Source organism: Alphaproteobacteria bacterium (assembly GCA_017308135.1).
Classification (GTDB): domain Bacteria; phylum Pseudomonadota; class Alphaproteobacteria; order CACIAM-22H2; family CACIAM-22H2; genus Tagaea.
The window spans coordinates 394,767-415,584 of the sequence record JAFKFM010000011.1 but is presented as its reverse complement, the minus strand read 5'-3'; the positions used below and the strand labels follow the sequence as shown (position 1 = coordinate 415,584).

The following is a 20,818-nucleotide window of genomic DNA, read 5'->3' as shown; positions in this document are numbered from 1 at the left end:
GGAATAGGCGTGGAAAACTACAACGTAGCTATTGTCGGATGCGGCTATGCGGCCGACTTTTATCTCTCCAACATGGCCAAATACCCTTGGCTGCGGGTTACCGCCGCGTTTGACCGAGATCATTCCCGTCTCACTCGATTTGCCGCTCAACATTCCTTGTGCACCTACGAAACGCTGGATGAGCTCCTACGTGAGGAGTCGACCCTGCTGATTCTCAATCTCACCGGGCCTGACAGCCACTACGCCGTTTCGGCGGCGGCTCTTTCGGCAGGCAAGCACGTGTATAGCGAGAAGCCCTTTGCTACAACGATGCAGGACGCCGCTGGGCTTCTGCGGATCGCGGCAGAAAACGGCGTCGAACTGGCGTCCGCACCTTGCTCAGTGCTCGGACGCGCCGCACAGACCACATGGAAGCTTTTAAGGGAAGGTGCGATCGGCCAGCCCCTACTCGCCTTTGGCGACTTGAGCGATGGCATGATTCACATGCAATCTTACCACCTCTGGATCAGCGCTTCGGGTGCCCAATGGCCAGCGGCCGACGAGTTTCGCATCGGCTGTCTTATGGAGCATGGCGAATACCTAATCTCTTGGCTGACGACCTTCTTCGGTCGAGTCTACGAGGTTGTGGGAACGACGGACATCTTGGTGCCTGACAAAGGCACCAGCGTTCGCTGCGGGCCAGACATGGCAACCGGTCTATTGCGATTCGAATCGGGCGTCATCGCACGGCTGTCGTTTTCTTCGCTCACGCCTCATGACAGATCCCTAACCCTCGTCGGCACGACAGGCGTACTGCGGGTTGCGGACGTGTGGGATATGAATTCACGCGTGGAACTCAGAGAGTCTCTGAAGGTTACAGTGGACAGGAACCAATACCTCTCCCTACCACGCGAACAGGTGCTCGTTGGCGTTGGGCCAGCGGCGCTCTACCAGGACTCGCACAACATCGACCAGGTTTCCGGCGTTGCCGAGATGGTCGAGGCCATTCGGCTCGGGCGCGAGCCTCGCCTTAGCGCACGGCGCGCCCTCCATGGCCTTGAAGTCCTTCTCTCCATCAACGGGGCCGGACACGGTCGGCGTGTTAACACCAAAACCGCTTTTGACGGTATGGAACCTATGCCCTGGGCGCTCCACGCGACTGGAGACTACCTTGACTGAGGCTTTGCAACGACGCCCCATTTACATCTTGGGAAGCGGACTCTCGCACGACGGAGCAAGCTGCTTAATGCGGGATGGCGTCATCGTCGTCGGCATCGAGAAGGAGCGCCTTACGCGTCGCAAGCACGACGGCTTCAATGACAATCTAACGGCGAAATACTGCTTAGAAGCAGCGGGCATCACGTGGGAAGATGTTGCGCTTGTCGTAGACACTGAGACGTTTAATCCGGAGGATGCACTCGAGCACCATCTCCGATCTGGTCGCCAGATACCTCCTTCTGTGCGCCGCGTGTCCATCTCCCACCACTTGGCACACGCATACAGCGCAGCGGGCCCCGCTGGTGTTGACGAATCCATCGTCGTGGTCGTCGATGGCAGAGGTGACGGTGCGTCGGCCTGCTTAGATCTCCCCCCGGAGCATCCGCTCACCGGCGCCACAGACTTATTCGAAACGATCAGCATCTACCACTGGGCTCGAGCTCAACTTACACCCTTGTTCAAAGAGTTTTCTCCAACGCGTGACGCCTCGGACAACGATTTGCTTCGGTTAGCAAGCCTGCAGAACTCCGTCGGCGAATACTTCGCCGCCGTATCGCGGCATGTTTTCGGCAGCTATTTCTCCGAGGGGAAGCTGATGGGACTAGCTCCGTTTGGCAACACCTCGCGTCACCCACCTGGGCTTGTTTTCGAAGACGGCAAGCTCAAGGTCTTCAGTCCGTCCCGGCTGATTGCACAGAAGGAAAAAGATGCTGGATTTGCTCGGCGCGAGGGCGACTTTTTCTACTACGCAGACCTCGCTGCACGTGCTCAGCAGGACGTCGAACGCGTGATCATCGATATCTTCCGATTCGCACAGACGCTGCAGCCGACGGAGTACGCATGCTATGCGGGCGGCGTCGCACTGAATGCCGTTGCCAACGCAAAAGTGGCGCAAGAGTTGGGCTATCGCCGATTGTTCGTACAACCCGCAGCCGGTGATAACGGCTTGGCAGTGGGATGCTGCTACTATGGATGGCATAAAATACTGGAGAGGGAATCCAGTTGCGCTGGCCCATGGTCGACATTCCTGGGGCGCGTGTACTCAGATTCTGATATTGAGCGGGCACTGCAACCCTACATTCGAGATGGTGCCTTCAGGCTCTTTACATCCGATAGAATTGCTCGATCAGCCGCTGAGCTACTCGCCACAGGTCATGTGATTGGCTGGTTCCAAGGTGGTTCTGAGTTTGGCCCTCGAGCCCTCGGCCATCGAAGCATCCTCGGAGATCCGCGGCGGCCGGGTATGCAGGACTTTATCAACCGTGCTATTAAACGCAGGGAAGACTTTCGGCCGTTCGCACCAGCAGTCATAAGCAGCAGTGCCGAGACGTTCTTCGAAGGCGCGACCTCCAGTCCCTACATGACATTCGTGGCTAAGGTGAAGCAGAAGTGGCGGACCATCTTGCCGGCTGTGACACATGTGGACGGTTCCGCGCGTCTCCAGACGGTGGCTCCGGAACAGAACCCGGCGTTTCACCAACTCCTCACTGAGTTCGGGCTCATCACCGGAATCCCGATCCTGCTGAACACTTCTTTCAACGGGCGCTCGATGCCGATCGTCGAAACGCCACAAGAAGCCATTGCAATGTTCGCGTCTTCCCCTTTACATGCGCTTGCGATCGGCAACAGGCTCGTCGTCAAGTCATCCGACATTCAAGCCCCGGCCGTACCCGAATGACACTTCTCTGGCTGGCCGTCCTTTGCTTGCTGCGGCGTCCCTAGCGGTAGATACCACGCGCTACACTCCCTCCCCGTCTACGCCACACGATTGTGTCTTTCTTGGGTGAGCAGCTACGGGTTTGAGAGACACCAAGGTAGATGTCATCCAAATTTAGGGCAGCCCAGTCGGCGAAAAGTGGTGGATTTGGTGTTGCGGTGTAGCATTAACCGAACCCTGATGTCGTTAGTGCGGCGCTTCCCGCTTCGGCCGCTGAACCTGCAGTTTGTCCGTCGTCGGAGCAATCGGGACGGTTTGATTTTGATGTTAACGGAGGCTTCGGCGCCCCAATTATTCGACGTCCTGCGTTTCCGTGACCGACATCTTGTCGACAATCTTCGGGAGATTTTCGGCGAGCGCCAATACCGTTGAGGCCGCGCCTCTGGCGCACATGCGTCGGAAATCGTCCTGGAACTCGGCGATGCCGTTCGCGTCGTCGCCCTTGGTCTTCTTGATTTCGCGGAGAGCGTGTTCGCATCCGAGCATCAGAATACGCATACCGAGAATAAACTTCTCCGTCATCACGTCCCGGGCGACGTCGCCCCGGGCGCTGAGCCTGTACCTGATGTGATAGGAGTTGTCATAGTTGATCTTGTAGAGAACACCTTCCTCGTTGAGGTCCTCGACAAGGCCACCGTCGTGTTCATTGAAGCCCGCAGGCCATGGATCCGTAGGTCCGTGATCTCCAACGGCGCGACCGTCTTTCGTCATAAGTTTATAAGGCGGCAGGCCGTGTGTCGGAGCGGGAGGGCCTTCGCCGTCCTTGGCACCATCTTTATCACCACTCCTCTTGACCTTGGTCCCTTTGTGCTTGGCGGAAGCCTTCTCCTCGTCAACAATTCGTACCGTAAGGTGATCCTCGACGGCGGTGGCCATCGAATCGTCTTTCAGCCCGAATTTGAAGATAAACACGTCACCGACGTTCAACGCGTCCGGCACCGGCTCCAGATAGATCATCAGCCGACCATCGTGCAGATGCGCTCGGACTCCGAGATTCTTATATGGCGAAGGCGTAATCGACAGTGTCCCCTTATTGTCGGCGCGCTGTAGATATCCGTTCTCCGCGTCTGTTCTCGCGACGGCCAAGCGTGTTCTGTTGATCGGCAGCGCCAAACCCTTGTCCTTAAAATTCTGATCGAAGCGGAGAAACGTCGGATGGTAATTTCCTTCGAATTCTCCTTCCCCACTATCGCCGCCTTTCGTTCCCGCCCCAGCCGAAGGAAGCGAGATGATCGGATCGCGGTTGGTCAATAACGCCGCCAAATTCCGGTCCGCGTTGACAAGCTTCTGAAATAGATCGTTGCGTTGTGTCTTCGCCGCTTGCTCCAGCTCCTCCCGCGCGACATCCGCCTGCAGGTTTTTAAGAGCCTCGGATTCCTTGATGGCCGCAGTGACCGCGTCCTTGTAGCGCTCGCCCACGATCGTATCGCGGACGTGCTCGCGATCGCCCTTCCACACCTCGTTGTGCGCCTCGAACGATAGACCGCTAGCATCGACGATGACGACCACGCGATCCTTCAGAGCGGGAAGACTACAACTCTGCGAGAGATAGCCGCGCGTCTGCTTAAATTGAACCTGACCGTTAACCGCATGAAACACGCGGTTGTTGGATTTCTCCAGCCAGCCGGGAAGCTTCCGCTTCAAACGTATTGCCGAAATGGAGATCTTCCCAAGCTCGTCGGTCACGATCTCCGCGACCGCAATGCTTCGATCACCCGCGGCCTCGTCCTCCTCAATATCGTTGTCGTCCTCCCTGTGTGACCTGAGCAGTAGGAATTCCATCCCGCAGAAACCGCGAGGATCGATGCCTTCCGCCCGGTCGCCGCCGCGCTTTGGGTCAGGGGTCTGCCTAAAATCCAGAATACGGAACGGAAGAATCGTTTCGACCAGGTTCTCGTTGAGCGCCTCGCGCGACCCCTTGAACCCGCTCGAGAACCGCGACCCGATCTGATAGTCGTACAGCTTGATGACAGTTCCGGTGGCCAGGTGCACGCCGTCGTAACGTTTGCCATCGCCTTTGATGAACGGATAGAGCGCGTCCTCTTCGAACGATGGAATGCCTCCATTCGGCAGAACGAAATATTCGGCGACGGGCATACCGCCGCCCGGCCGCTTTCTCATCAGGGTGAAGCCCCATGGTTTCTTTCCGTCGTATCGGCGCGATACGATTAGCTTAAACCACCGCATGCCGCAGTAACCGAGCACGCCGGATGAACCCATGTTGTACTTCCCTTGGACGAAAGGGATGTCCTTCTTGTTTCCGGTGCTAAGCGAAAGGAAGGTACTCTCGAAGTTGTCGGGGGACTGTCCTTCACCATTATCGACGAACGTGTAACAGGGTAAGCCGGCACGTCTGGACTTCGCGCCGGTAACGCCGATCACCAGATTGGCCTGCGCGAAGTCGCGCAGCCAAGGGTCATTGTGATCGAGATTCGTCAGTTTTCCTCCGCGCAGCTTCTTGATCAACTTGTCGACGGCGGCGTGCATCGTCGGCGGCGCGTTCTTGCCCTTGGGGTTGATGCCGGCCTTCAGCGCGTACTTGGTCAGCACGGCATCCACCATATTGGTCATCAGCTCGGTGAGCGCCTTGCCGCCGTCCGATGCCTGATTCGAAGTCACGTTGAAGTTGGTCTCGCGCCCGTCCAACGGTTTCCAGTTGCGCTGATCGCGCATCTCGGGGATCGATTCGACGATCTCTTGGACCGCAGCCTCTGACTCCGCGTCGAGGAGTCGACGACAGATGACCCGTGCTTCGAATTTTGCAGACATTCCCTACTCCAGGGTAAATTCGATTTTTCCGTTTTTCTTTTTCAGAGCGAGGTCGAATCGCTTCCGGCAGGCTGAAAACTCGTCCTGGAGCGCGCGGAATATCTTTTCGACGTCCTCATCCGTGTAGTCGTAGTTCGATCGATTGGAGAGATTTCCTATTAGTTGGATGTCCTTAAGGGTTCTTACGACCCGCTTTCTCGCCAATTCTACAAACTTTTGCCTATCCCCTTGGCGCATTCCGCCTCCGCTGTACGCGATTTATTTCCGTACGCGTACAAATACGAGATATACGATATTTCTAACGCAACGATAAACGGAAAAGTTGTGCGAAGTGAGAGGGATCGGCTCCTGGTTGCTGAAGAGGGGGCGGCGCGGACGCTACATCTTGCGGATATATCTGCCTAATTCGCTATAAATGGCTGCACACTTCACGCAAAAATGACTATACTTGACTATAGTCATAGGCGGGACAGGTTCAGGTGAAGCTCACCGACAAACTGAATACAGCGGCTGCGGCAGAGGCCCTCGGCGTCTCCAAGGCGACCCTACTTCGGTGGTTCCGTGATGGCCGAATCGTGGAGGTCAGCAGAGATCGTAACGGATGGCGTATCTTCACTACGGCCGATTTGAGCCGAATCAAGAGAGTGATGGGACTGGACGCATGAGCGGGAACGGTACGACTTCCAAAAGACGCGCAAAAAGACCGCGCTTTCTCGCCGTCGATTTTTTCTGCGGCGCCGGCGGCACCACGCGCGGCCTGATCGATGCCGGCGGGTATGTCATCGCAGGTATCGATAAGGACGGAAAGTGCGAGAAGACATATGTCAAAAACAATGCCAACGAGTGCCTGGACAACTCCGTTCCCCGTTTCCTTTGCCGCGATATTTTCCGGAAGAGCAGCGAGTATCCCGACGGCGAGCAGAAAGAGTTGTTCGGCGAGCTTGACGGTTTGATCAGCCACTACCGCGCCAAGGCCCCCAAGGTACCGTTATTCTTTGCCATATGCGCCCCGTGTCAGCCGTTCACGAAGCTATCCCGCAAGAAGATGAGCCGCGAGCGACAGGAAGGGCGCAAGCGAGATATGAATCTTCTGCGCGAGGCGTGCCGCTTCGTGGAGAAATACAAGCCGGAGCTGGTACTGTCCGAGAACGTAGCCGGGATTCATGACCCGAAGTATGGCGGCATATGGAACGACTTCCAAAAGCGCCTAGAAAAGTTGGGATACGTCACCGGCTCGAAAGTCGTCTGCACGTCACGGTTCGGCGTGCCGCAATATCGAAAGCGATCGATCCTGGCGGCGGTGCGCAGAGAGCTGGCTCGCTCGGAACGTTATGCCGACGTGTTCGGAAAGGAGCTGCTCGTGCCGGAGAACGATCCGGACGCGTCCGTCCTTTCCGTCGCGCAGGCCATCGGTCATCTGCCTGCGATCGGCGCTGGAGAGGTTCACCCGAAGGTCGTCGGACATCGTACACGCGGTCTTAGTCCGCTGAACTACCTCCGCCTTTCCTCGGCGAAGCCTGGCGAGCCGAACGCGTACATGGCGGACACAAAGCATGGGGATCTGTCGCTCGCCTGTCATCGCCGAGTGAATCGGAAATTAGGCTCCCGGTGCTTCACCGACGTCTACACGCGGATGCACCCTGATCGCCCCTCGCCCACGATCACAACGAGGTGCCACAGCATCTCGAACGGACGCTTCGGTCATTACGACGTGAAGCAAGTTCGGGGCTTATCCGTACTTGAGGCCGCGATCCTTCAGTCGTTCCCGGAAAACTATGTCTTCTATCCGGGCGATGAGATTGAACCGGTCGCGCGGATGATTGGAAACGCCGTTCCGCCGAAGTTAGCAGAGTTCTTCGCTGGTTACCTCGTCAACTCGCTCTCGCAAGATGCCGTCCGCGGCGTCGGTGGAAGTTGAGCCTTTGCAACAGACGCTTACATCCAATCGCCAGCGAGCACTCCCATAGAATCACGACGTCCCAGCCCGCATGGAACAGGGCTTCCTCATTGCGGCGATCACGGGCGATGTTTCCGTCGAGCTTTCGGTTCCAGAACTCGACGTTAGAAGACGGACGCGCGCCACGCGCGCAGTGGTGACCGTGCCAGAAGCAGCCATGCACGAACACGGCTGTCCGGTATCGCGGCAACAAGATGTCAGGCGATCCGGGCAAGTCGCGCCGATGCAGCCTGTAGCGAAAACCCGCCGCGAACAGCACGGAACGGACCGCCCGCTCCGGGGAGGTATTCTTCCCGTGGACGGACGCCATCATTCTAGAACGAACTTCGGGTGGAACTCTGTCTGTCACACTGTACTATAGTTTAGCAACCACGAGATGACTTTCCAATAATCGCAGCGAAGATGAAACCGTTCGACTGGTGCCGTGATGAACTGATCTTGGCCTTGGATGTGTACCTTCGGGTCCGTCCGACGTCCCCTGACCGTCGTATGCAGGAAGTAAAGGAACTGAGCGAAATTCTAAGAGCCGCCCGACTTCATCAGACGGCAGGCCGTCCGCCGAATTTCCGCACGCCCGACAGCATTGTCATGAAGTTGATGAACTTTCGCAGCCTTGATCCCTCGTTTCGAGGGCGCGGCCTGTCGGCCGGCAGCGCCTCGGACCGTGCGGTCTGGGCGGAGTTTGCGGAAGACGCCGGACGAACCGCACGTACGGCGGCCTGCATTAGGGCGGCACTTTCCGCCGGAAGTTCCGGCGGCGACGAGCCGGACGTTGATGCGGAGGCGAGCGAGGGACGCGTGCTGACCCGCCTCCACTTCTCTCGGGAGCGGAACGGAAGGCTAAGGGAAAAGAAAATAGCTGCGGTCCTTAAGCTGAAGGGGGAATTGACGTGCGAGGTGTGCGACTTTTCGTTCGAAAAGGTCTACGGCGAACGAGGCACAAGGTTTATCGAGTGTCATCATGTCGTTCCGCTGTCCGAGCTGACTCCTGGGAGCAAAACCAAGCTGAATGACCTTGCACTCATATGCGCCAATTGCCATCGGATGATCCATGTCAGGCGTCCGTGGGTCGGCGTAGCAGACATGCGTTCGATCATCGGGAGTAACGTCGCTGCAATGACGAAAACAACCGACAGGGAGAAGAAAATATGAACGACGCGCCCGCGAAGGAGCTGCATCTCGATTTCCACGGACGCTTCATCGATGCGCTCGGCATCCAGATGTACCAGAAGCCGACGGCCGCGATAGCCGAGCTGATTTCGAATGCTTGGGATGCCGATGCCAACAACGTCGAGGTCACTCTGCCGACTGCTCTCGATCCAGGAGCGGAGATTGTCATCGCGGATGACGGGCACGGCATGACTTTCGCCGAATGTCAGGATTTCTATCTGAAAGTCGGTCGCAACCGCCGCGCCGGCGGTAAGGGCACGACGAAAGGCGGCCGTCCGGTCTTGGGTAGAAAGGGGATTGGCAAATTCGCCGGCTTCGGAATCGCGAAGAAAATTATCGTGGATACGACAAGCGGCGAGACCGGCGAACGAACCGTCTTCCTGCTAGATTTGGACAAACTACGGTCCGACGAATTCATCGAAGCTGGCCGACACCCGGTCAAAGTGTTGGCTGCGCAAGGCCCAGATGATGCACGCAAGAAAAACTGCGGCACGAAAATCAATCTCGGTGCACTCACATTAGGCCGCACGCCGAACGCTGAAGGATTTGCCGAACGCATGGCCAGGCGCTTTCAGCTTGCCGCCAATGCTCAAAGCTTCAAGGTCAAGGTCAATGGTATCGAGCTATCGGGGATCGACGTCTCTAAGGATGTGGAGTTCGATTTTCCGGCCGACTACCAGGACGGCGAGAAGCCCGAGGGCCTCAAGATTGAGGGAAGCGAAGGGGTCGAGAAGTTCGGAGAGCAAGAAGTCCGATGGCGGATTCGGTTTTGCAAGGAACCGATCGGCGACGCGGAATTCCGCGGTGTCTCGGTATTTTGCGGAATCAAAGTCGCTCAGACACCGTTCTTCTTCGAACTCAGCGGCGGGCTTTCCGGCCAGCACGGCCAACAATATCTCTTTGGCCACGTCAAGGCCGACTATCTGGATCAGCTCGGCGACGACATCATCACCACCGAGCGGCAGCGCATCAATTGGGAAAATCCTGACGCCGAGTGGCTGCTGACATGGGGGCAAGTCCGCGTCAAGCAACTCCTCTCGATCTGGAAGGAGCGGCGATCCGCTGTCCGCCAACAGCAAATCGACAACAAGATCGCTCCGTTTGCACCGCGGCTCGAGAAACTGCAACCATCCGAGCGCAAGACGGTGACCTCCGCCATTAGGAAGATCGCGACCGTATCCACATTGGGCGACGAGGAGTTCGTCGATCTAGCAATGTCGTTGCTCACGGCATGGGAGCGCGGGCGGCTTCATGAATTGATCGAGCGCATATCGGGCATGTCCGACGACGATGCCGGCATCATCGTAGCCGTTATGGGGGAGACACAGGCCCTGACGGTTCTGCAAATGGCCGAAGTGATAAGGACCAAGATCGATCTCATCGCGGGATTGCGGAAGCGCGTTGAAGCGCGCGAGCTGGAGAATGCGATCCGCGATTACATCGCGGAGCATCCGTGGCTGATCAGTCCTGAACTTGAACACTATAAGAAGGAAGTTTCCCTGCAGAAGGTCCTCAAGGAGATCGCTAACGAGATTAAGCTGGAAGAGAACGCCGACTTCTCCAAGCGGATTGATCTGCTCTTGTGCCATGGCGACCATCTGGTGCTGCTGGAGTTCATGCGCCCTGGCTTAACGATCGACCGCGACCATATCCAAAGGTTCACGCACTATGTCGATGAAATCAGGGCGAGAGTCGATATCAATACCGGAGGGCCGTTTCGGCGAGTGACCGGAAAGATAGTCGCGGACCGATTGGAGATGTCTAAACCGGGCAACCGCAAAGCCATCGAGCGGCTCGCGACTAGCGACCTTTACGCTCTGGACTGGGAGGTTCTTCTCACCGTGGCCGAGGCTCAGTATCGAGAGTACTTTGCGGTGATGGCCGCGCGAGCGCCCGACGATCCCAGAGTCCGCGAAGCGGTAGATGGCCGGGCCCCGGAGAAAGCCGCCGACCGATAACGATGATAGTTGAGCGGTCTCGGGTTTGCAGGACACGCGGTCAGGCTAATCGCATCTTCGCCGTGAACGCTATTGGAGCCGGTTTATGATTGGTGCTGGCGAGGCGCGGCGCTCGATACGGATCACTTGACCGACGTCAGTTTCGTACGCTTTGGACGCGCCGTCGGCGCCAACAGCGCGTGCGGCTGCGCTTTGAGCGCCGCCGCCAACTTGTCCAACATATCGACCGAGGCCGAATACCGCTCGGTTTCCAATAGCGACACGTAGCTGCGGTCGATATCGGCCGCCATCGCGAGCGCCTCTTGCGACATTCCTCGCTCGCGTCTGATGCGGCGCAGGTTCTGCGCCAGGGCTCGCCTGGACTTCATTCCCCAAGAGAATCAAGTTGAGCGACGGCAATCCACAGAGTATACTCAACAAACTGGATAATCGACGGTTTGCTACCCTTCACCCAATCGGAGGTCTTTCCATGCCGAAGTCGGGACAATCCGACTACGATCCGGGCAATATCTACATCGCGCGAAGCGAGGAGCTCGGCCGAGGTAAATACAAGATCGGCCTGTCGCGGAATGTCGGCCGCCGCATGCTCAACCTCGCCAAGATGAGCTATGGCGGCTTCAAGGACTGGCGCAAGGCGTGCGCCGTGCGCGTCACCAGTATGCGCGCGGTCGAGCGGCGGATGCACAAGGTCGCCGGCAAGCCCGTCGAGATTTCGACGAAGGGCGGCAAAGCGATTGAGATTTTCGAGATCCCCTACCCCAAGGCGAGGAACATGCTGCTGTTCTTCGGGCGTCTATTCCGACCTGGCCGCGCCAAGCGCAGCAACCGCAAAGAGTGAAGGTCGATACACGATTATCGGTCGGTTCTCGCTTTGCGAATCCTGAGGCGAGCCGCAGGACAATGAAGTGCATCCATGGCTCAACACATGGGCCATCGACGCTCGAGGCCGCGACGCGGTCGGCTTGATCAATGCTCGGTCACATGGGGAGTATTCCGGATGTCCGACGATACGAAGCAGCCTGAAGACACACCGCCGCCGCCATTCCGCGATGACCCGCTGGCGCGCCTTCCCTTCGCGCCATCGGGATTGAAAAACCCGATCGGCGCGATGATGACGAGCATGGTGAGACCCGAGACCTTAGCGCTGATCGACGAGGCGATCCGTAAACGCCGCCCGGATTTAGAACGTTTCTTAAAGGCAGAGAAGTCGGCTTCGGAATCCTAACGTCGCACGACGCCAACGGCGGTCGTTCCGCCGCGTCGCCCGGCGCCGTTGTGTGGGCGCACCTCACCGATCCCAGTCGTCATCGCGCCGACGCTTGGGTTGCGGCGTTGACGGCTTGTCCTTTTTGGCCGCTTCCGCCGCGCGGCGTGCATTCTCCGCCTCGATCCGCCGCCGCTCTCGCTCCCGTTCCCGGTCGTCGTACGCCCGCATCCGCCGCGCGAGCTCCAAGGCGCCATCAAGCTGCCGATCGGGAACCTCGCTCTCGGGCTCGAGCGGTAGGTCTGGGATGGCGGCGATACCCTTCGCGATCATCTCGACCGTGAACGCCATCGCGTCGGTCCGTTCGTCCTCCGGGAACGCTTGCCGCAAACCCCAGGCGAGACGATTGAAACTCTGCACGATGCCGGCCTGACCGCGTCGCGCGATCCGCCGCCGCCCCTCGAGCTCGGGGTTCGCCAGGACCTGCCGGCTCAGTTGATCGACCAAGGCCAACTCGATCTCGGCACGACGCGCCTCCAGCGACTTCGGCGATAGCTCCTGCAAGATCTCGTCGAGACGACCACGCCCGCCGACGCTGGGCGTGTCGGGCTCGATCATGCGCAGTCGGTCACGTAGCGCGATCGTGTCGCGCGATTGCGCTGTTCCCTTTCCAAGAGTCCCGAACAGCTGCGGCGCCCGGCACAATGCCCAATCGGCGAAGGCGTAGTTCTCGGCGCGCGCCGTTCGCCAGAGATCAATAGCGCTGTGCGCGGCAGCGAGATCCGCGAACACGCCCTGCTCGATCAGCCAATCGCGCAACGCCGCCAGTGCCGCGCGCTGCGCGTCGTCATTGGCGTCGATCGGTGGCGGCACTGGTGCGGTCTCGCGCGTGAGCCAACCTGCCGCACGCTCCCAGAACCCGGGCTCGGCCGGCGGCGGCTTCGACTGGCCCCATTGCGCCTCAAAGGCCGAGATGTTGGCCAGGATATCCGCGCTATAACCCGCCAAGGTCACCGGCAGCTTGCGAACCGCGCGCCGTAGCAGCGGCGGCAACTCGACGAATGTCCAACTCGTCGGAGGCCGATCGAAGCTGCGTGTCACCGGTCGCGTGCGCAGCGGCTCCAAGCCCGCCAGGATCAGCTTGCGCATCTCGGCGCGATCCTCGCGTCGGCTGGCATCGACCTCATACCCCTCCTCGCGCGCGACCTCGGCCAGAAGAAGCCGCAGCGCGTCCGCCGTGAACCCATGCCGGTCGAGCCCGAACCGCGCGACGCTCCCCTGCCGGAGCCCGCGCCGTTCATAGCCCTCAATCAGCAGCGAGACCGGCTTCACCGTCGCGGCCAGAACATGGGCATGAAGGAAGCGGCCATGCTCATGATGAAGGGCGACCAGCGCCCGGCATCCGAACGCGCCGAAGGATTGGCGCATGAACCGGCGTAGGACGGATTCGAAGCGAAGACCGAGCGGATCATCCTCTGGCTCGGGTACCGAGATCACGATATGGAGCGCTTGGACCTGGGCGAAGGCCACGTCTTCGTCGAGCGCGTTCAGCGCCCGCATTCCGCCCGTTTCCACCGCGCGCTGACCGGCGCGCGCGAGGTTCTCGAGATCGTCGAGGAGCGGCCACTCGGCAATCTTCTCCAGCATCCGGTCGCGCGCGACGGGAATACCCCATTGGTCATAGACCCGTGGCTTCTTCCCGCGATCCGCCTCTGCCGCCGCGACGGCCGCACCCGATGGCGGACGGTATCGCGCAGGGCGTGGCGTCTCGGTTACCCGATCGGACGCGAGATCCTCAACCTGAACGCCAGAGGCAGGCGCAACCGCGCGGGTTCCGTAGTCATAGCCCAGGCGACCGATATAACGGGCGATCCGCCGGACCGCCTCGATGGAGCGCGCATTCGAGACCTGTTTGACGATGACCGGGGCGCGGTCCTTCTTAAGTCGATCCTGGCCGGTCACCCACCTGCCGCGCTGGAGCAGCGCCAGGCTAATCGCGCGCCGCTGGGCGCCGAAGCCGGACGCAAATAGCCCGAACTCGTCGCCGTGGAACTCTTCGAGCCGGCCAGTCTTCAGAGAGTCCCAGAAACTCTTTTTCGACCGGCGGCGCGGCATTACCGATCCTTGCCGGATTCAGGGACGGAAATCGGTTTCAAAAGCCCGTGCAATTTCTCGAGGGCCGCGTCGATTTCCTGCAGCGTATTCGTGAGGGATTTGGAGAGCGGATCGTCGCGATTCATGACCTCGCGGATCCTGACTTGCGTGATCGAATCGACGATCGAAAACACGCCCGCTTGCAGCGGCAAAAGTGCGGCAATTACGGCCGCAAATTCGGCTCGATTTTTGGACGGAATTTGGACCGGATTTTTACGCGTTGCGCGCGCGAGCGCGGCAAGCCGAACGAAGCGCGAGATCGACACGCCCTCGGCCGTAGCCGCGCGTTCTACAGCCGAAAGCTCCTCGAGCCGAACGCGCGCCTGGACCGTGGCTTCGGCGCGCGATGCAGCGCGCGCACCGGCGGGTCGGCCAGCGCCGAGACGTCGTCCGCCGCGGCCTGGACGCACAGGGGCAGAGCCGTCTTCGCCGCCGGAAGGCGGGGTTTCCGCGAGCCGATCAGATGAACGTCGCTTGGCCATCTATGAATAATCATATCACAGATACCTAATCTTGTCTGCGTATGAATTCATAGGAAGTAATCGGAATACTGAATACGGATCAGAACCTTAGACTGATTCGGCAATTTGGCATGCCCGGCCGATCGGGTAGCTAATGCCCCTTCGGCAGGACCCCCGACGTAGCGAGCCTCAGAATCGCGGTAGCAATGGGTTTGAAGAGGGGTAGCAGCGCCAAAGTCGTCGGTAGCAACCGGCGAAACGCCCGTAGCAGCAAATTGCGGTTATTGGATACCGTAAATTGATCTCGTCCGACTTCCGAGAGGCGAGTGCTGAAGATCATAAGACTCGCCATGCCACCCTCCCTGGATCGGCGCCGATTGGCGGTGCCGACTTGGAGGACCAAGCCATGTCCAGGATTGCTATCCCTTCGAAACAGATCATGACGGCGCTTGCCGCCACCCTTCTATCAATCGACCTTGACCTCGCGACCGACCCGGAAACCGTTGTCGACGCAGACCGACGCCGCGCCCTGAAATCGGCCAAGCGCGCCCAGATCAGCCTTCAAGACCTGGTCGAAAACATCGAAAAATTCGAACAGGATTTCACGACGGCGGAGGCAAAGACGCCTAAGAAAAAGCTGCTCGCCGAGATCGAAAAAGCGATCCAGTCGGATCCCAAAAATCTCGAAAAGGTTACGAGAGCGCTCGACGATGTTATTCGTGGAAATATGAGCGAACAAATCCACGAAAGCCGGCCAGAAAAATCCGCCAAGAAATCCGTTTCGAAAGCGGCGGTGGCCCAGAGCGACGCGGCCGCTCGAATTCCCGATACTGCGGATACGGTCGATGCCCAGCGTGGCGATGGTCGAGCTTCCGCAATTCACGCCGCACGCGCACCGCGTCGGCGGCAGAAACCGATCGACCCTCTGGTTGCGGCGATGCGACAACAGGAGGGCTGATCCTGAAAGCACCGACACGCTGCTGACTCGCGTGATGGCGACTACCGCTCACGCGAGATCCCGGCCGTGCGATTGAAGCGTAGCGCGTCATGTTCGACATCGGCAGCCGAAACCGGTTGGCAATATTCTTGCGCTGAACGGCCTGAATGCTCGGAATTGCGTCGCCGCTCTATCGACTGACTAAATGAATGAATGAATGAATGAATGAATGATCTAAGGCAAAAAGCCATGAATGATCTAAGGCAGAAGCCAAAAAGCCAAAAAGGAAAAAAGGAGAAAAGGAAAAAAGCCAAAAAGGAGCAAAAGAACTCGCGAAGCGGCAAAAAACTGACGGGATGAAGGCAATTTTCCAGACTCGAGCCGGTTGCTACCTCGAGTTCGCCTGACGCCCGCATTGATTTTGTTATGATTTTTCGACTGCGATGATTTTTCAGCGAGCCGGCCGAATTTCAGGGGCCGAACGCTTCGGTTCTTAAGTCACTTCGTGTCAATTGGGATGCCATGCACGTGGCACCCCTCTCACCGCAGCAGACCGTATCGGCCCAATCCGCCGATGACGATGGCGGTTCGAACGCGCGCCCCGTTAAACCGGAAGGCTTCGAGTGGCTCGCGGCCGGCATCGAAAAACTCGTGGCCACCGTTCAGAATCTCGATCGAAACATTCCGATCGACGCGGCCGAGGCCTGCCGACGCTACCGGCTCGCGCCCGATACCCTGCGTCGGATTCCGACTTCAATACTCCCAAAGTTCAAACCTGGACGCGTCGTTTTGTACTACCCCGACGATCTGGATCGCTACGTTCGTATCCATTGCGTCGTCGGCCAACCCCCAATCGAGCCGCTTGCGAATCCCGAAGAGATCGACCTAGATGCTCTGGCCGATAAGGCGCGCGGGCGTTCCCGGAAACGGAGAACGCCAACATGACGAAAAGCAAATGGTCCCCGCGCACGGTCGCCGGATTTCGTGTCCGGCCGCAAGTGCGCAACGGTCACAAGACTGGCAGTTGGTTCGTCGACGTGCCGAAGAGTTCCAGTTACGGCCGTCGTCGACGCGTGTTGTTTGAAACGGTGAATCAGGCCGAGACCTTCGCAGTCGACTTGGCTGCGAAGCTCGCAACGATCAACACCCGTCACGCCCAGGCGGGAAACGCACTCTACAATTCGCTCATGAACGGCATGCCCATGCCAATCCCAACGGCACCGGCGATGCCGGTCCAGATGAGCGCGCCGCTCGCCGGACCAGGTCCAGCAAGACCGACCTTCGGCGCCGCGGTGGAACTTTGGAAACGTTCGTCGAAAGACAAGATCGCGGTCGGCAAGAAACGGGAAGCATCACACGCAACCGATCTCGCTCGACTGAAGCCGCTTCTCGACGTTTTCGCGAACTATCAACTGCCGCAAATAAACGAGCTTAATTGGGGCGCCTATCTACGGCAGCGCATGGAGAAGGACGGCTACGCGCCCAATACCGTCCAAGGTGAAGCGACGGTCATGCGTAAAGTCTTGAACTTCAGTGAGCGTATTTTCGACTGGTACCGCGCGCCCAAACTTCCGGGCGTCGGCATCGAAGAGGATGACGAGCGCCGGCTTACAGAAGCGGAGCTCACATCGGTTATCCAAGTAATGGAGCGTCCGTACTTCGGAATGTTCTGGCTCTTCGCGGAAACGGGCTTACGTAAAAGCGAAGTGCTCAAACTCACATGGCCTCAGATCGACTTGGAACGATCGATGGTCGAAGTGCGCAAAACGCGTCGCGGCAAACCGAAGTCGAGACCGTCAATTCGACGGGTCCTCTTCTCGCAAGGCTTGCACGACGAACTGTTGGCGATGCGGCGCGCGCGCGAAGCTTTCGAGACGATCTCTGATGACTCGCTTGTCTTCCCCGCCGCCGAGAAGGAGATCCCGAAGGACGGGGGGCCACCGAAAGACAAGCCGCTTGCCAATCTCAAACGCGCCTTCGTCCGCGCCGCCAAGCGGATGAAATGGGAGGGCGAGCAGATCCCGCTGTCGCCCCAACGATTGCGGCGCGCGTATATCACGGCGCTGGCCAATCGCGGCGTGGACGACTTCATCGTGAAGCGGGTGGCGGGCCACAGCCCGACCTCCGACGTGACGAATAAGCACTATGCGCGGTTGAACGATGAGGGGCTTCGCAAAGCCCTCCTCGAACTGCCGGTCGGTGGCAACGCGAATGGCAACGCTGTTGCCACGGGCGTGGCAACACGTGGCAACGGGCCCAAATTGGGCCGTTAACCGCGTGGCAACAACGGGGCTAAGTCATTGAAATCCGCTGGTCGGAGCGAGAGGATTCGAACCTCCGGCCCCTAGCTCCCGAAGCTAGTGCTCTACCAGGCTGAGCTACGCTCCGACCGTGCGGGGCCGTCCCTATACCGCCCCTGGCCGCCCTTCGCAAGCGATTGATGGGGCGGGTTTTCCGGCCCCGTTTTGGGCCCCGAAAACCGCGCGTTTCCGTGATCTGGGGACTTTGGCACGGGCGTTGCGATATTCTGCCCGCCATGACCGTCGAGACCATCGCCACCCGCCCCGCCCCCGCCTCGATCCGCCAGGCTTTGGCCGAGCCGGCGCGCCGGGGGACGGCCGGCTTCGCCGAATTGCTGGCGACCGCGCGGCGCGAAAGCGGCCTGAAAACCGACGCCAAGAACCCGAATTCCAGCGCCACGGGGCTTTTTCAGTTCACCGAGCAGACCTGGCTGGAGCTTGTGCGCCGCCACGGCGCAAAATACGGCATGGGCGACGCGGCCGCGAAAATCGCGCGGGACCCCGCCACCGGCCGGAACGAAGTGCCGAGTGCCGACGACCGATCGGCAATTCTTGCCCTGCGCAAGGATGCCAAACTCGCCGCCGCGATGGCCGGCGAATTGTCGAAGACCAACCGCAGCAGTTTGCAGAAGGCGCTGGGCCGCGAGCCGACCTATCAGGAGGTTTACGCCGCGCATTTCCTGGGCGCGTCGGGTGCGGTGCGCCTGATCAAAGCGGCCGAGGCCAATCCCGACCAGCCCGCCAATCGCGTGCTGCCGGTCGCCGCCAAGGCGAACCGCGCGGTGTTCCACGATCGCGACGCCAAGCGCGCGCGCACGGCGGGCGAAGTCGCGCAGCGCCTCGACCTCGACGGCGTTACCGACACGCGCGGGCGCGTGTCGGGGGCGGAATTCACCGAAGGGATCGTCGTCGCGCGCGGCCGCCGGCCGGATGCCGCGCCGAACGCGTTGTCGGCGCAGCTTCAAGCCCAGCTCTCGGCGAACGACGGCTAAGAACCGATCTCGCCGCCGTCGATCTTCTCGACCGCGATCACCGACGGGCGCGGCGGCGTGTCGTCGCGGAAATCCGGCCAGCGCGTCGACGGGTTCTCGTAATTCGAGCCGCGCGCCTCGCCCGGATGCTGAATGGCGAGGAACAGCGTCTTGCCGTCGGGTGTGAAACACGGCCCGCAGACTTCCGCGCCCGAGGGCGCCCCGTAAATGCGCTTGGTGACCGCACGTCCCGGCCCTTCGGTATCGGTGCCGAACAAGCCGTCGGCACGGGCGGGCGAGGCTTGCGTGGGCATGCCGTCGGTCGAGATCCACATCCGGCCCTTCGGATCGAAGGCGACGTTGTCGGGGGCCGCCAACCAGCCATGCGGCCCCACGCCAGCACCATATTTGGCGCCCGATGCCGGATCGGCGGGATCGCCGCCCATCAGGAAAATGTCCCAGCGGAACACGTCCGCCGCATGATCGGCCTTCGCCCCGCGCCCGCCGGGCGGGATCATCTCGACGACATGGCCCGTGCGGCTGCCCACGCGCGGATTGGCGGGGTTCACGCGCGTGCGCGCCTCCGCCGCATCCGCCGCCGCGCGGCGTTCGTTATAGGTGCACATCACATAGGTGCGCCCGGTCACCGGATTGGTCTCGACGTCCTCCGGGCGATCCATCGGCGTGGCGCCGACCAGATCGGCCGCGCGGCGCGCTTCGATCAGCACGTCGGCCTGGCTGTCGAAACCATTCGCGGCGGTGAGCGGCCCTTGCCCATGGACGAGCGGCAGCCAGCGCAACGAACCGTCCGCGTCGAACCGCGCGACCGACAATGTGCCTTCATCCAGCAGATCGCGATTTGCGCGGCGGTTCTTCGGATCGAACTTGCCCGACGAGACGAAGCGATAGACATATTCGAAGCGCTCGTCGTCGCCCGAATAAACCGCGACACGCCCGTCCGGGCACACGACGCAAGTTGCCCCCTCGTGCTTGAAGCGGCCCAACGCGGTGCGCTTCACCGGCGAGGATTTGGGATCATAGGGATCGTATTCGACGACCCAGCCGTAACGGTTGGGTTCGTTCGGGTTCTTTTCGACGTTGAAGCGTTCGAAATACGTCGCCCAGGGCGCCCCCTGATAGGCCTGCACGCCGTAGCGGCGATGGTTGCGCGCCTCCGGCGTTTTGGCCGCGTCGCCGCCGAAATAGCCGTTGAAGTTCTCCTCGCCCGACAACACCGTGCCCCAGGGCGTCACGCCGCCCGCGCAATTATTCAGCGTGCCGACGACCAGCGTGCCGGTGCGATCCTCGTTGGAGCGCAAGCGCGGATGCCCCGCCGCCGGGCCCGAGACATGGAACATCTCGCCCGAACCCGACAGGCGGCGATTGAACTTGCTGTCGCGCACGAAGCGCCATTCGCCGCCGATCTTCGCGACCTCGATCACCGACAACCCGTGTGCTGCCATCTCGACTTCGCATTGCTCCTTGGTCTGGTTGCCGCGCTCGCCGATGCCCGGGAACATCAAGTTCCCGTTGCAGTACTCGTGATTGACGTGCAGCAAGCCGCGCGTCGAACTGCGCGAACCGTAGGGCAGCGGGAAGAACGCCATGAAATCGTTGTTGTAGCCGAATTGGCGTTCCTGCTTGGCGCCGCTTTGCGCGCGCGGATCGAAAGCGGGCGCGTCCGGGAACAGCGGATCGCCCCATTTGATGACGAAGCTGCGCTTGTAGCCGGGGGCGACGCGATCTTGCGCGTTCATCACGCTGTCGGCGTCGGTGAATTTCAGCGACGAGCGCCCGGCCTGCGCCTGGGCTTCTTCGGGCAGCGCCGCGGCAAGTCCCGCCGCGGCCGCGCCGCCCAACAACGCGCGACGGCTCAAACGTTCTTGCGCGATGTCGCCGAACACGCGGCCCATCGGGCGCGCGATGCCGATCGATTCCGGATCGTCTTCGAATTCCGCCATTTTCCCCTCCCCCGGGTTTATGACGGAAATATTACGATCCGGACTTGGCGAATAGCGAGTCC

18 protein-coding genes and 1 tRNA gene are annotated in these 20,818 nt (G+C 60.1%); 12 read left to right on the top strand and 7 right to left on the bottom strand.

The window, feature by feature from the left end:
- The first annotated feature begins 9 nt into the window (after nt 1-9).
- Together J0H39_21335 and J0H39_21330 are read left to right on the top strand one after the other, a co-directional pair.
- Nucleotides 10-1,158: a Gfo/Idh/MocA family oxidoreductase gene (locus tag J0H39_21335; GenBank protein ID MBN9499307.1), complete on the top strand. Its 1,149-nt coding sequence runs from the start codon at nt 10-12 to the stop codon at nt 1,156-1,158.
- A gap of 67 nt (nt 1,159-1,225) precedes the next feature.
- Nucleotides 1,226-2,875 (top strand): transferase, encoded by a 1,650-nt coding sequence (locus J0H39_21330; protein ID MBN9499306.1) that lies wholly within the window; start codon nt 1,226-1,228, stop codon nt 2,873-2,875.
- 330 nt (nt 2,876-3,205) lie between these two features.
- Here J0H39_21330 and J0H39_21325 read toward each other — a convergent pair whose 3' ends face one another.
- Nucleotides 3,206-5,683 carry a hypothetical protein gene (locus tag J0H39_21325; GenBank protein ID MBN9499305.1) on the bottom strand — a complete coding sequence of 826 codons (2,478 nt, stop codon included), beginning with the start codon at nt 5,681-5,683 and terminating at the stop codon, nt 3,206-3,208.
- A gap of 479 nt (nt 5,684-6,162) precedes the next feature.
- Between J0H39_21325 and J0H39_21320 the strand changes: the two genes are divergently transcribed.
- Nucleotides 6,163-6,348 carry a MerR family transcriptional regulator gene (locus J0H39_21320; protein ID MBN9499304.1) on the top strand — a complete coding sequence of 62 codons (186 nt, stop codon included), beginning with the start codon at nt 6,163-6,165 and terminating at the stop codon, nt 6,346-6,348.
- A complete protein-coding gene (locus J0H39_21315; protein MBN9499303.1) occupies nt 6,345-7,601 on the top strand; it encodes a DNA cytosine methyltransferase in 1,257 nt (418 codons plus the stop codon). Before J0H39_21320 ends, J0H39_21315 begins: the two co-directional genes overlap by 4 nt.
- Here the strand turns inward: J0H39_21315 and vsr are convergent.
- Nucleotides 7,555-7,989, bottom strand: coding sequence for a DNA mismatch endonuclease Vsr (gene vsr, locus J0H39_21310; GenBank protein MBN9499302.1), 435 nt, complete (start codon nt 7,987-7,989; stop codon nt 7,555-7,557). The genes J0H39_21315 and vsr overlap by 47 nt on opposite strands.
- Before the next feature lie 53 nt (nt 7,990-8,042).
- Here vsr and J0H39_21305 point away from each other — a divergent pair, with 53 nt between their 5' ends.
- Both J0H39_21305 and J0H39_21300 read left to right on the top strand, forming a co-directional pair.
- On the top strand, nt 8,043-8,792 hold the full coding sequence (locus J0H39_21305) for an HNH endonuclease (protein ID MBN9499301.1): 750 nt from the start codon (nt 8,043-8,045) through the stop codon (nt 8,790-8,792).
- The gene (locus J0H39_21300) at nt 8,789-10,768 is read left to right on the top strand and encodes an ATP-binding protein (GenBank protein ID MBN9499300.1); all 1,980 of its coding nucleotides are present in this window, start codon (nt 8,789-8,791) and stop codon (nt 10,766-10,768) included. The genes J0H39_21305 and J0H39_21300 overlap by 4 nt, the downstream gene beginning before the upstream one ends.
- A 122-nt stretch (nt 10,769-10,890) precedes the next feature.
- Here the strand turns inward: J0H39_21300 and J0H39_21295 are convergent, their stop codons facing one another.
- Nucleotides 10,891-11,136 (bottom strand): helix-turn-helix transcriptional regulator, encoded by a 246-nt coding sequence (locus J0H39_21295; protein ID MBN9499299.1) that lies wholly within the window; start codon nt 11,134-11,136, stop codon nt 10,891-10,893.
- Between the two features lie 101 nt (nt 11,137-11,237).
- Here J0H39_21295 and J0H39_21290 point away from each other — a divergent pair, with 101 nt between their 5' ends.
- Nucleotides 11,238-11,606: a GIY-YIG nuclease family protein gene (locus tag J0H39_21290; protein ID MBN9499298.1), complete on the top strand. Its 369-nt coding sequence runs from the start codon at nt 11,238-11,240 to the stop codon at nt 11,604-11,606.
- Between the two features lie 159 nt (nt 11,607-11,765).
- On the top strand, nt 11,766-11,993 hold the full coding sequence (locus J0H39_21285; GenBank protein MBN9499297.1) for a hypothetical protein: 228 nt from the start codon (nt 11,766-11,768) through the stop codon (nt 11,991-11,993).
- Between the two features lie 63 nt (nt 11,994-12,056).
- Here J0H39_21285 and J0H39_21280 read toward each other — a convergent pair whose 3' ends face one another.
- Nucleotides 12,057-14,087 (bottom strand): hypothetical protein, encoded by a 2,031-nt coding sequence (locus tag J0H39_21280; GenBank protein MBN9499296.1) that lies wholly within the window; start codon nt 14,085-14,087, stop codon nt 12,057-12,059.
- The gene (locus J0H39_21275) at nt 14,087-14,608 is read right to left on the bottom strand and encodes a hypothetical protein (GenBank protein MBN9499295.1); all 522 of its coding nucleotides are present in this window, start codon (nt 14,606-14,608) and stop codon (nt 14,087-14,089) included. Before J0H39_21275 ends, J0H39_21280 begins: the two co-directional genes overlap by 1 nt.
- A gap of 385 nt (nt 14,609-14,993) precedes the next feature.
- On the opposite strand from J0H39_21275, the gene J0H39_21270 reads away from it, so the two are divergent.
- From J0H39_21270 to J0H39_21260, 3 genes are all read left to right on the top strand, one after another.
- A complete protein-coding gene (locus J0H39_21270; GenBank protein MBN9499294.1) occupies nt 14,994-15,545 on the top strand; it encodes a hypothetical protein in 552 nt (183 codons plus the stop codon).
- Nucleotides 15,546-16,046: 501 nt separating this feature from the next.
- Complete coding sequence (locus J0H39_21265; GenBank protein ID MBN9499293.1) at nt 16,047-16,469, top strand: hypothetical protein; 423 nt, start codon at nt 16,047-16,049, stop codon at nt 16,467-16,469.
- Complete coding sequence (locus J0H39_21260) at nt 16,466-17,797, top strand: site-specific integrase (GenBank protein ID MBN9499292.1); 1,332 nt, start codon at nt 16,466-16,468, stop codon at nt 17,795-17,797. The genes J0H39_21265 and J0H39_21260 overlap by 4 nt, the downstream gene beginning before the upstream one ends.
- A 38-nt stretch (nt 17,798-17,835) precedes the next feature.
- Here the strand turns inward: J0H39_21260 and J0H39_21255 are convergent.
- Nucleotides 17,836-17,912, bottom strand: a tRNA-Pro gene (locus tag J0H39_21255).
- 148 nt (nt 17,913-18,060) lie between these two features.
- On the opposite strand from J0H39_21255, the gene J0H39_21250 reads away from it, so the two are divergent.
- Nucleotides 18,061-18,816 (top strand): hypothetical protein, encoded by a 756-nt coding sequence (locus J0H39_21250; protein ID MBN9499291.1) that lies wholly within the window; start codon nt 18,061-18,063, stop codon nt 18,814-18,816.
- Here J0H39_21250 and J0H39_21245 read toward each other — a convergent pair.
- The gene (locus J0H39_21245; protein MBN9499290.1) at nt 18,813-20,756 is read right to left on the bottom strand and encodes a PhoX family phosphatase; all 1,944 of its coding nucleotides are present in this window, start codon (nt 20,754-20,756) and stop codon (nt 18,813-18,815) included. The two genes, J0H39_21250 and J0H39_21245, sit on opposite strands and share 4 nt — an antisense overlap.
- Nucleotides 20,757-20,818: the final 62 nt, after the last annotated feature.

Coding starts and splice junctions, on each gene's coding strand:
- J0H39_21330 (MBN9499306.1), top strand. CDS start 1,226: ATGCGGGATGGCGTCATCGTCGTCGGCATCGAGAAGGAGCGCCTTACG.
- J0H39_21325 (MBN9499305.1), bottom strand. CDS start 5,683: ATGTCTGCAAAATTCGAAGCACGGGTCATCTGTCGTCGACTCCTCGAC.
- J0H39_21315 (MBN9499303.1), top strand. CDS start 6,345: ATGAGCGGGAACGGTACGACTTCCAAAAGACGCGCAAAAAGACCGCGC.
- J0H39_21305 (MBN9499301.1), top strand. CDS start 8,043: ATGAAACCGTTCGACTGGTGCCGTGATGAACTGATCTTGGCCTTGGAT.
- J0H39_21300 (MBN9499300.1), top strand. CDS start 8,789: ATGAACGACGCGCCCGCGAAGGAGCTGCATCTCGATTTCCACGGACGC.
- J0H39_21295 (MBN9499299.1), bottom strand. CDS start 11,136: ATGAAGTCCAGGCGAGCCCTGGCGCAGAACCTGCGCCGCATCAGACGC.
- J0H39_21290 (MBN9499298.1), top strand. CDS start 11,238: ATGCCGAAGTCGGGACAATCCGACTACGATCCGGGCAATATCTACATC.
- J0H39_21285 (MBN9499297.1), top strand. CDS start 11,766: ATGTCCGACGATACGAAGCAGCCTGAAGACACACCGCCGCCGCCATTC.
- J0H39_21280 (MBN9499296.1), bottom strand. CDS start 14,087: ATGCCGCGCCGCCGGTCGAAAAAGAGTTTCTGGGACTCTCTGAAGACT.
- J0H39_21275 (MBN9499295.1), bottom strand. CDS start 14,608: ATGGCCAAGCGACGTTCATCTGATCGGCTCGCGGAAACCCCGCCTTCC.
- J0H39_21270 (MBN9499294.1), top strand. CDS start 14,994: ATGTCCAGGATTGCTATCCCTTCGAAACAGATCATGACGGCGCTTGCC.
- J0H39_21265 (MBN9499293.1), top strand. CDS start 16,047: ATGCACGTGGCACCCCTCTCACCGCAGCAGACCGTATCGGCCCAATCC.
- J0H39_21260 (MBN9499292.1), top strand. CDS start 16,466: ATGACGAAAAGCAAATGGTCCCCGCGCACGGTCGCCGGATTTCGTGTC.
- J0H39_21250 (MBN9499291.1), top strand. CDS start 18,061: ATGACCGTCGAGACCATCGCCACCCGCCCCGCCCCCGCCTCGATCCGC.
- J0H39_21245 (MBN9499290.1), bottom strand. CDS start 20,756: ATGGCGGAATTCGAAGACGATCCGGAATCGATCGGCATCGCGCGCCCG.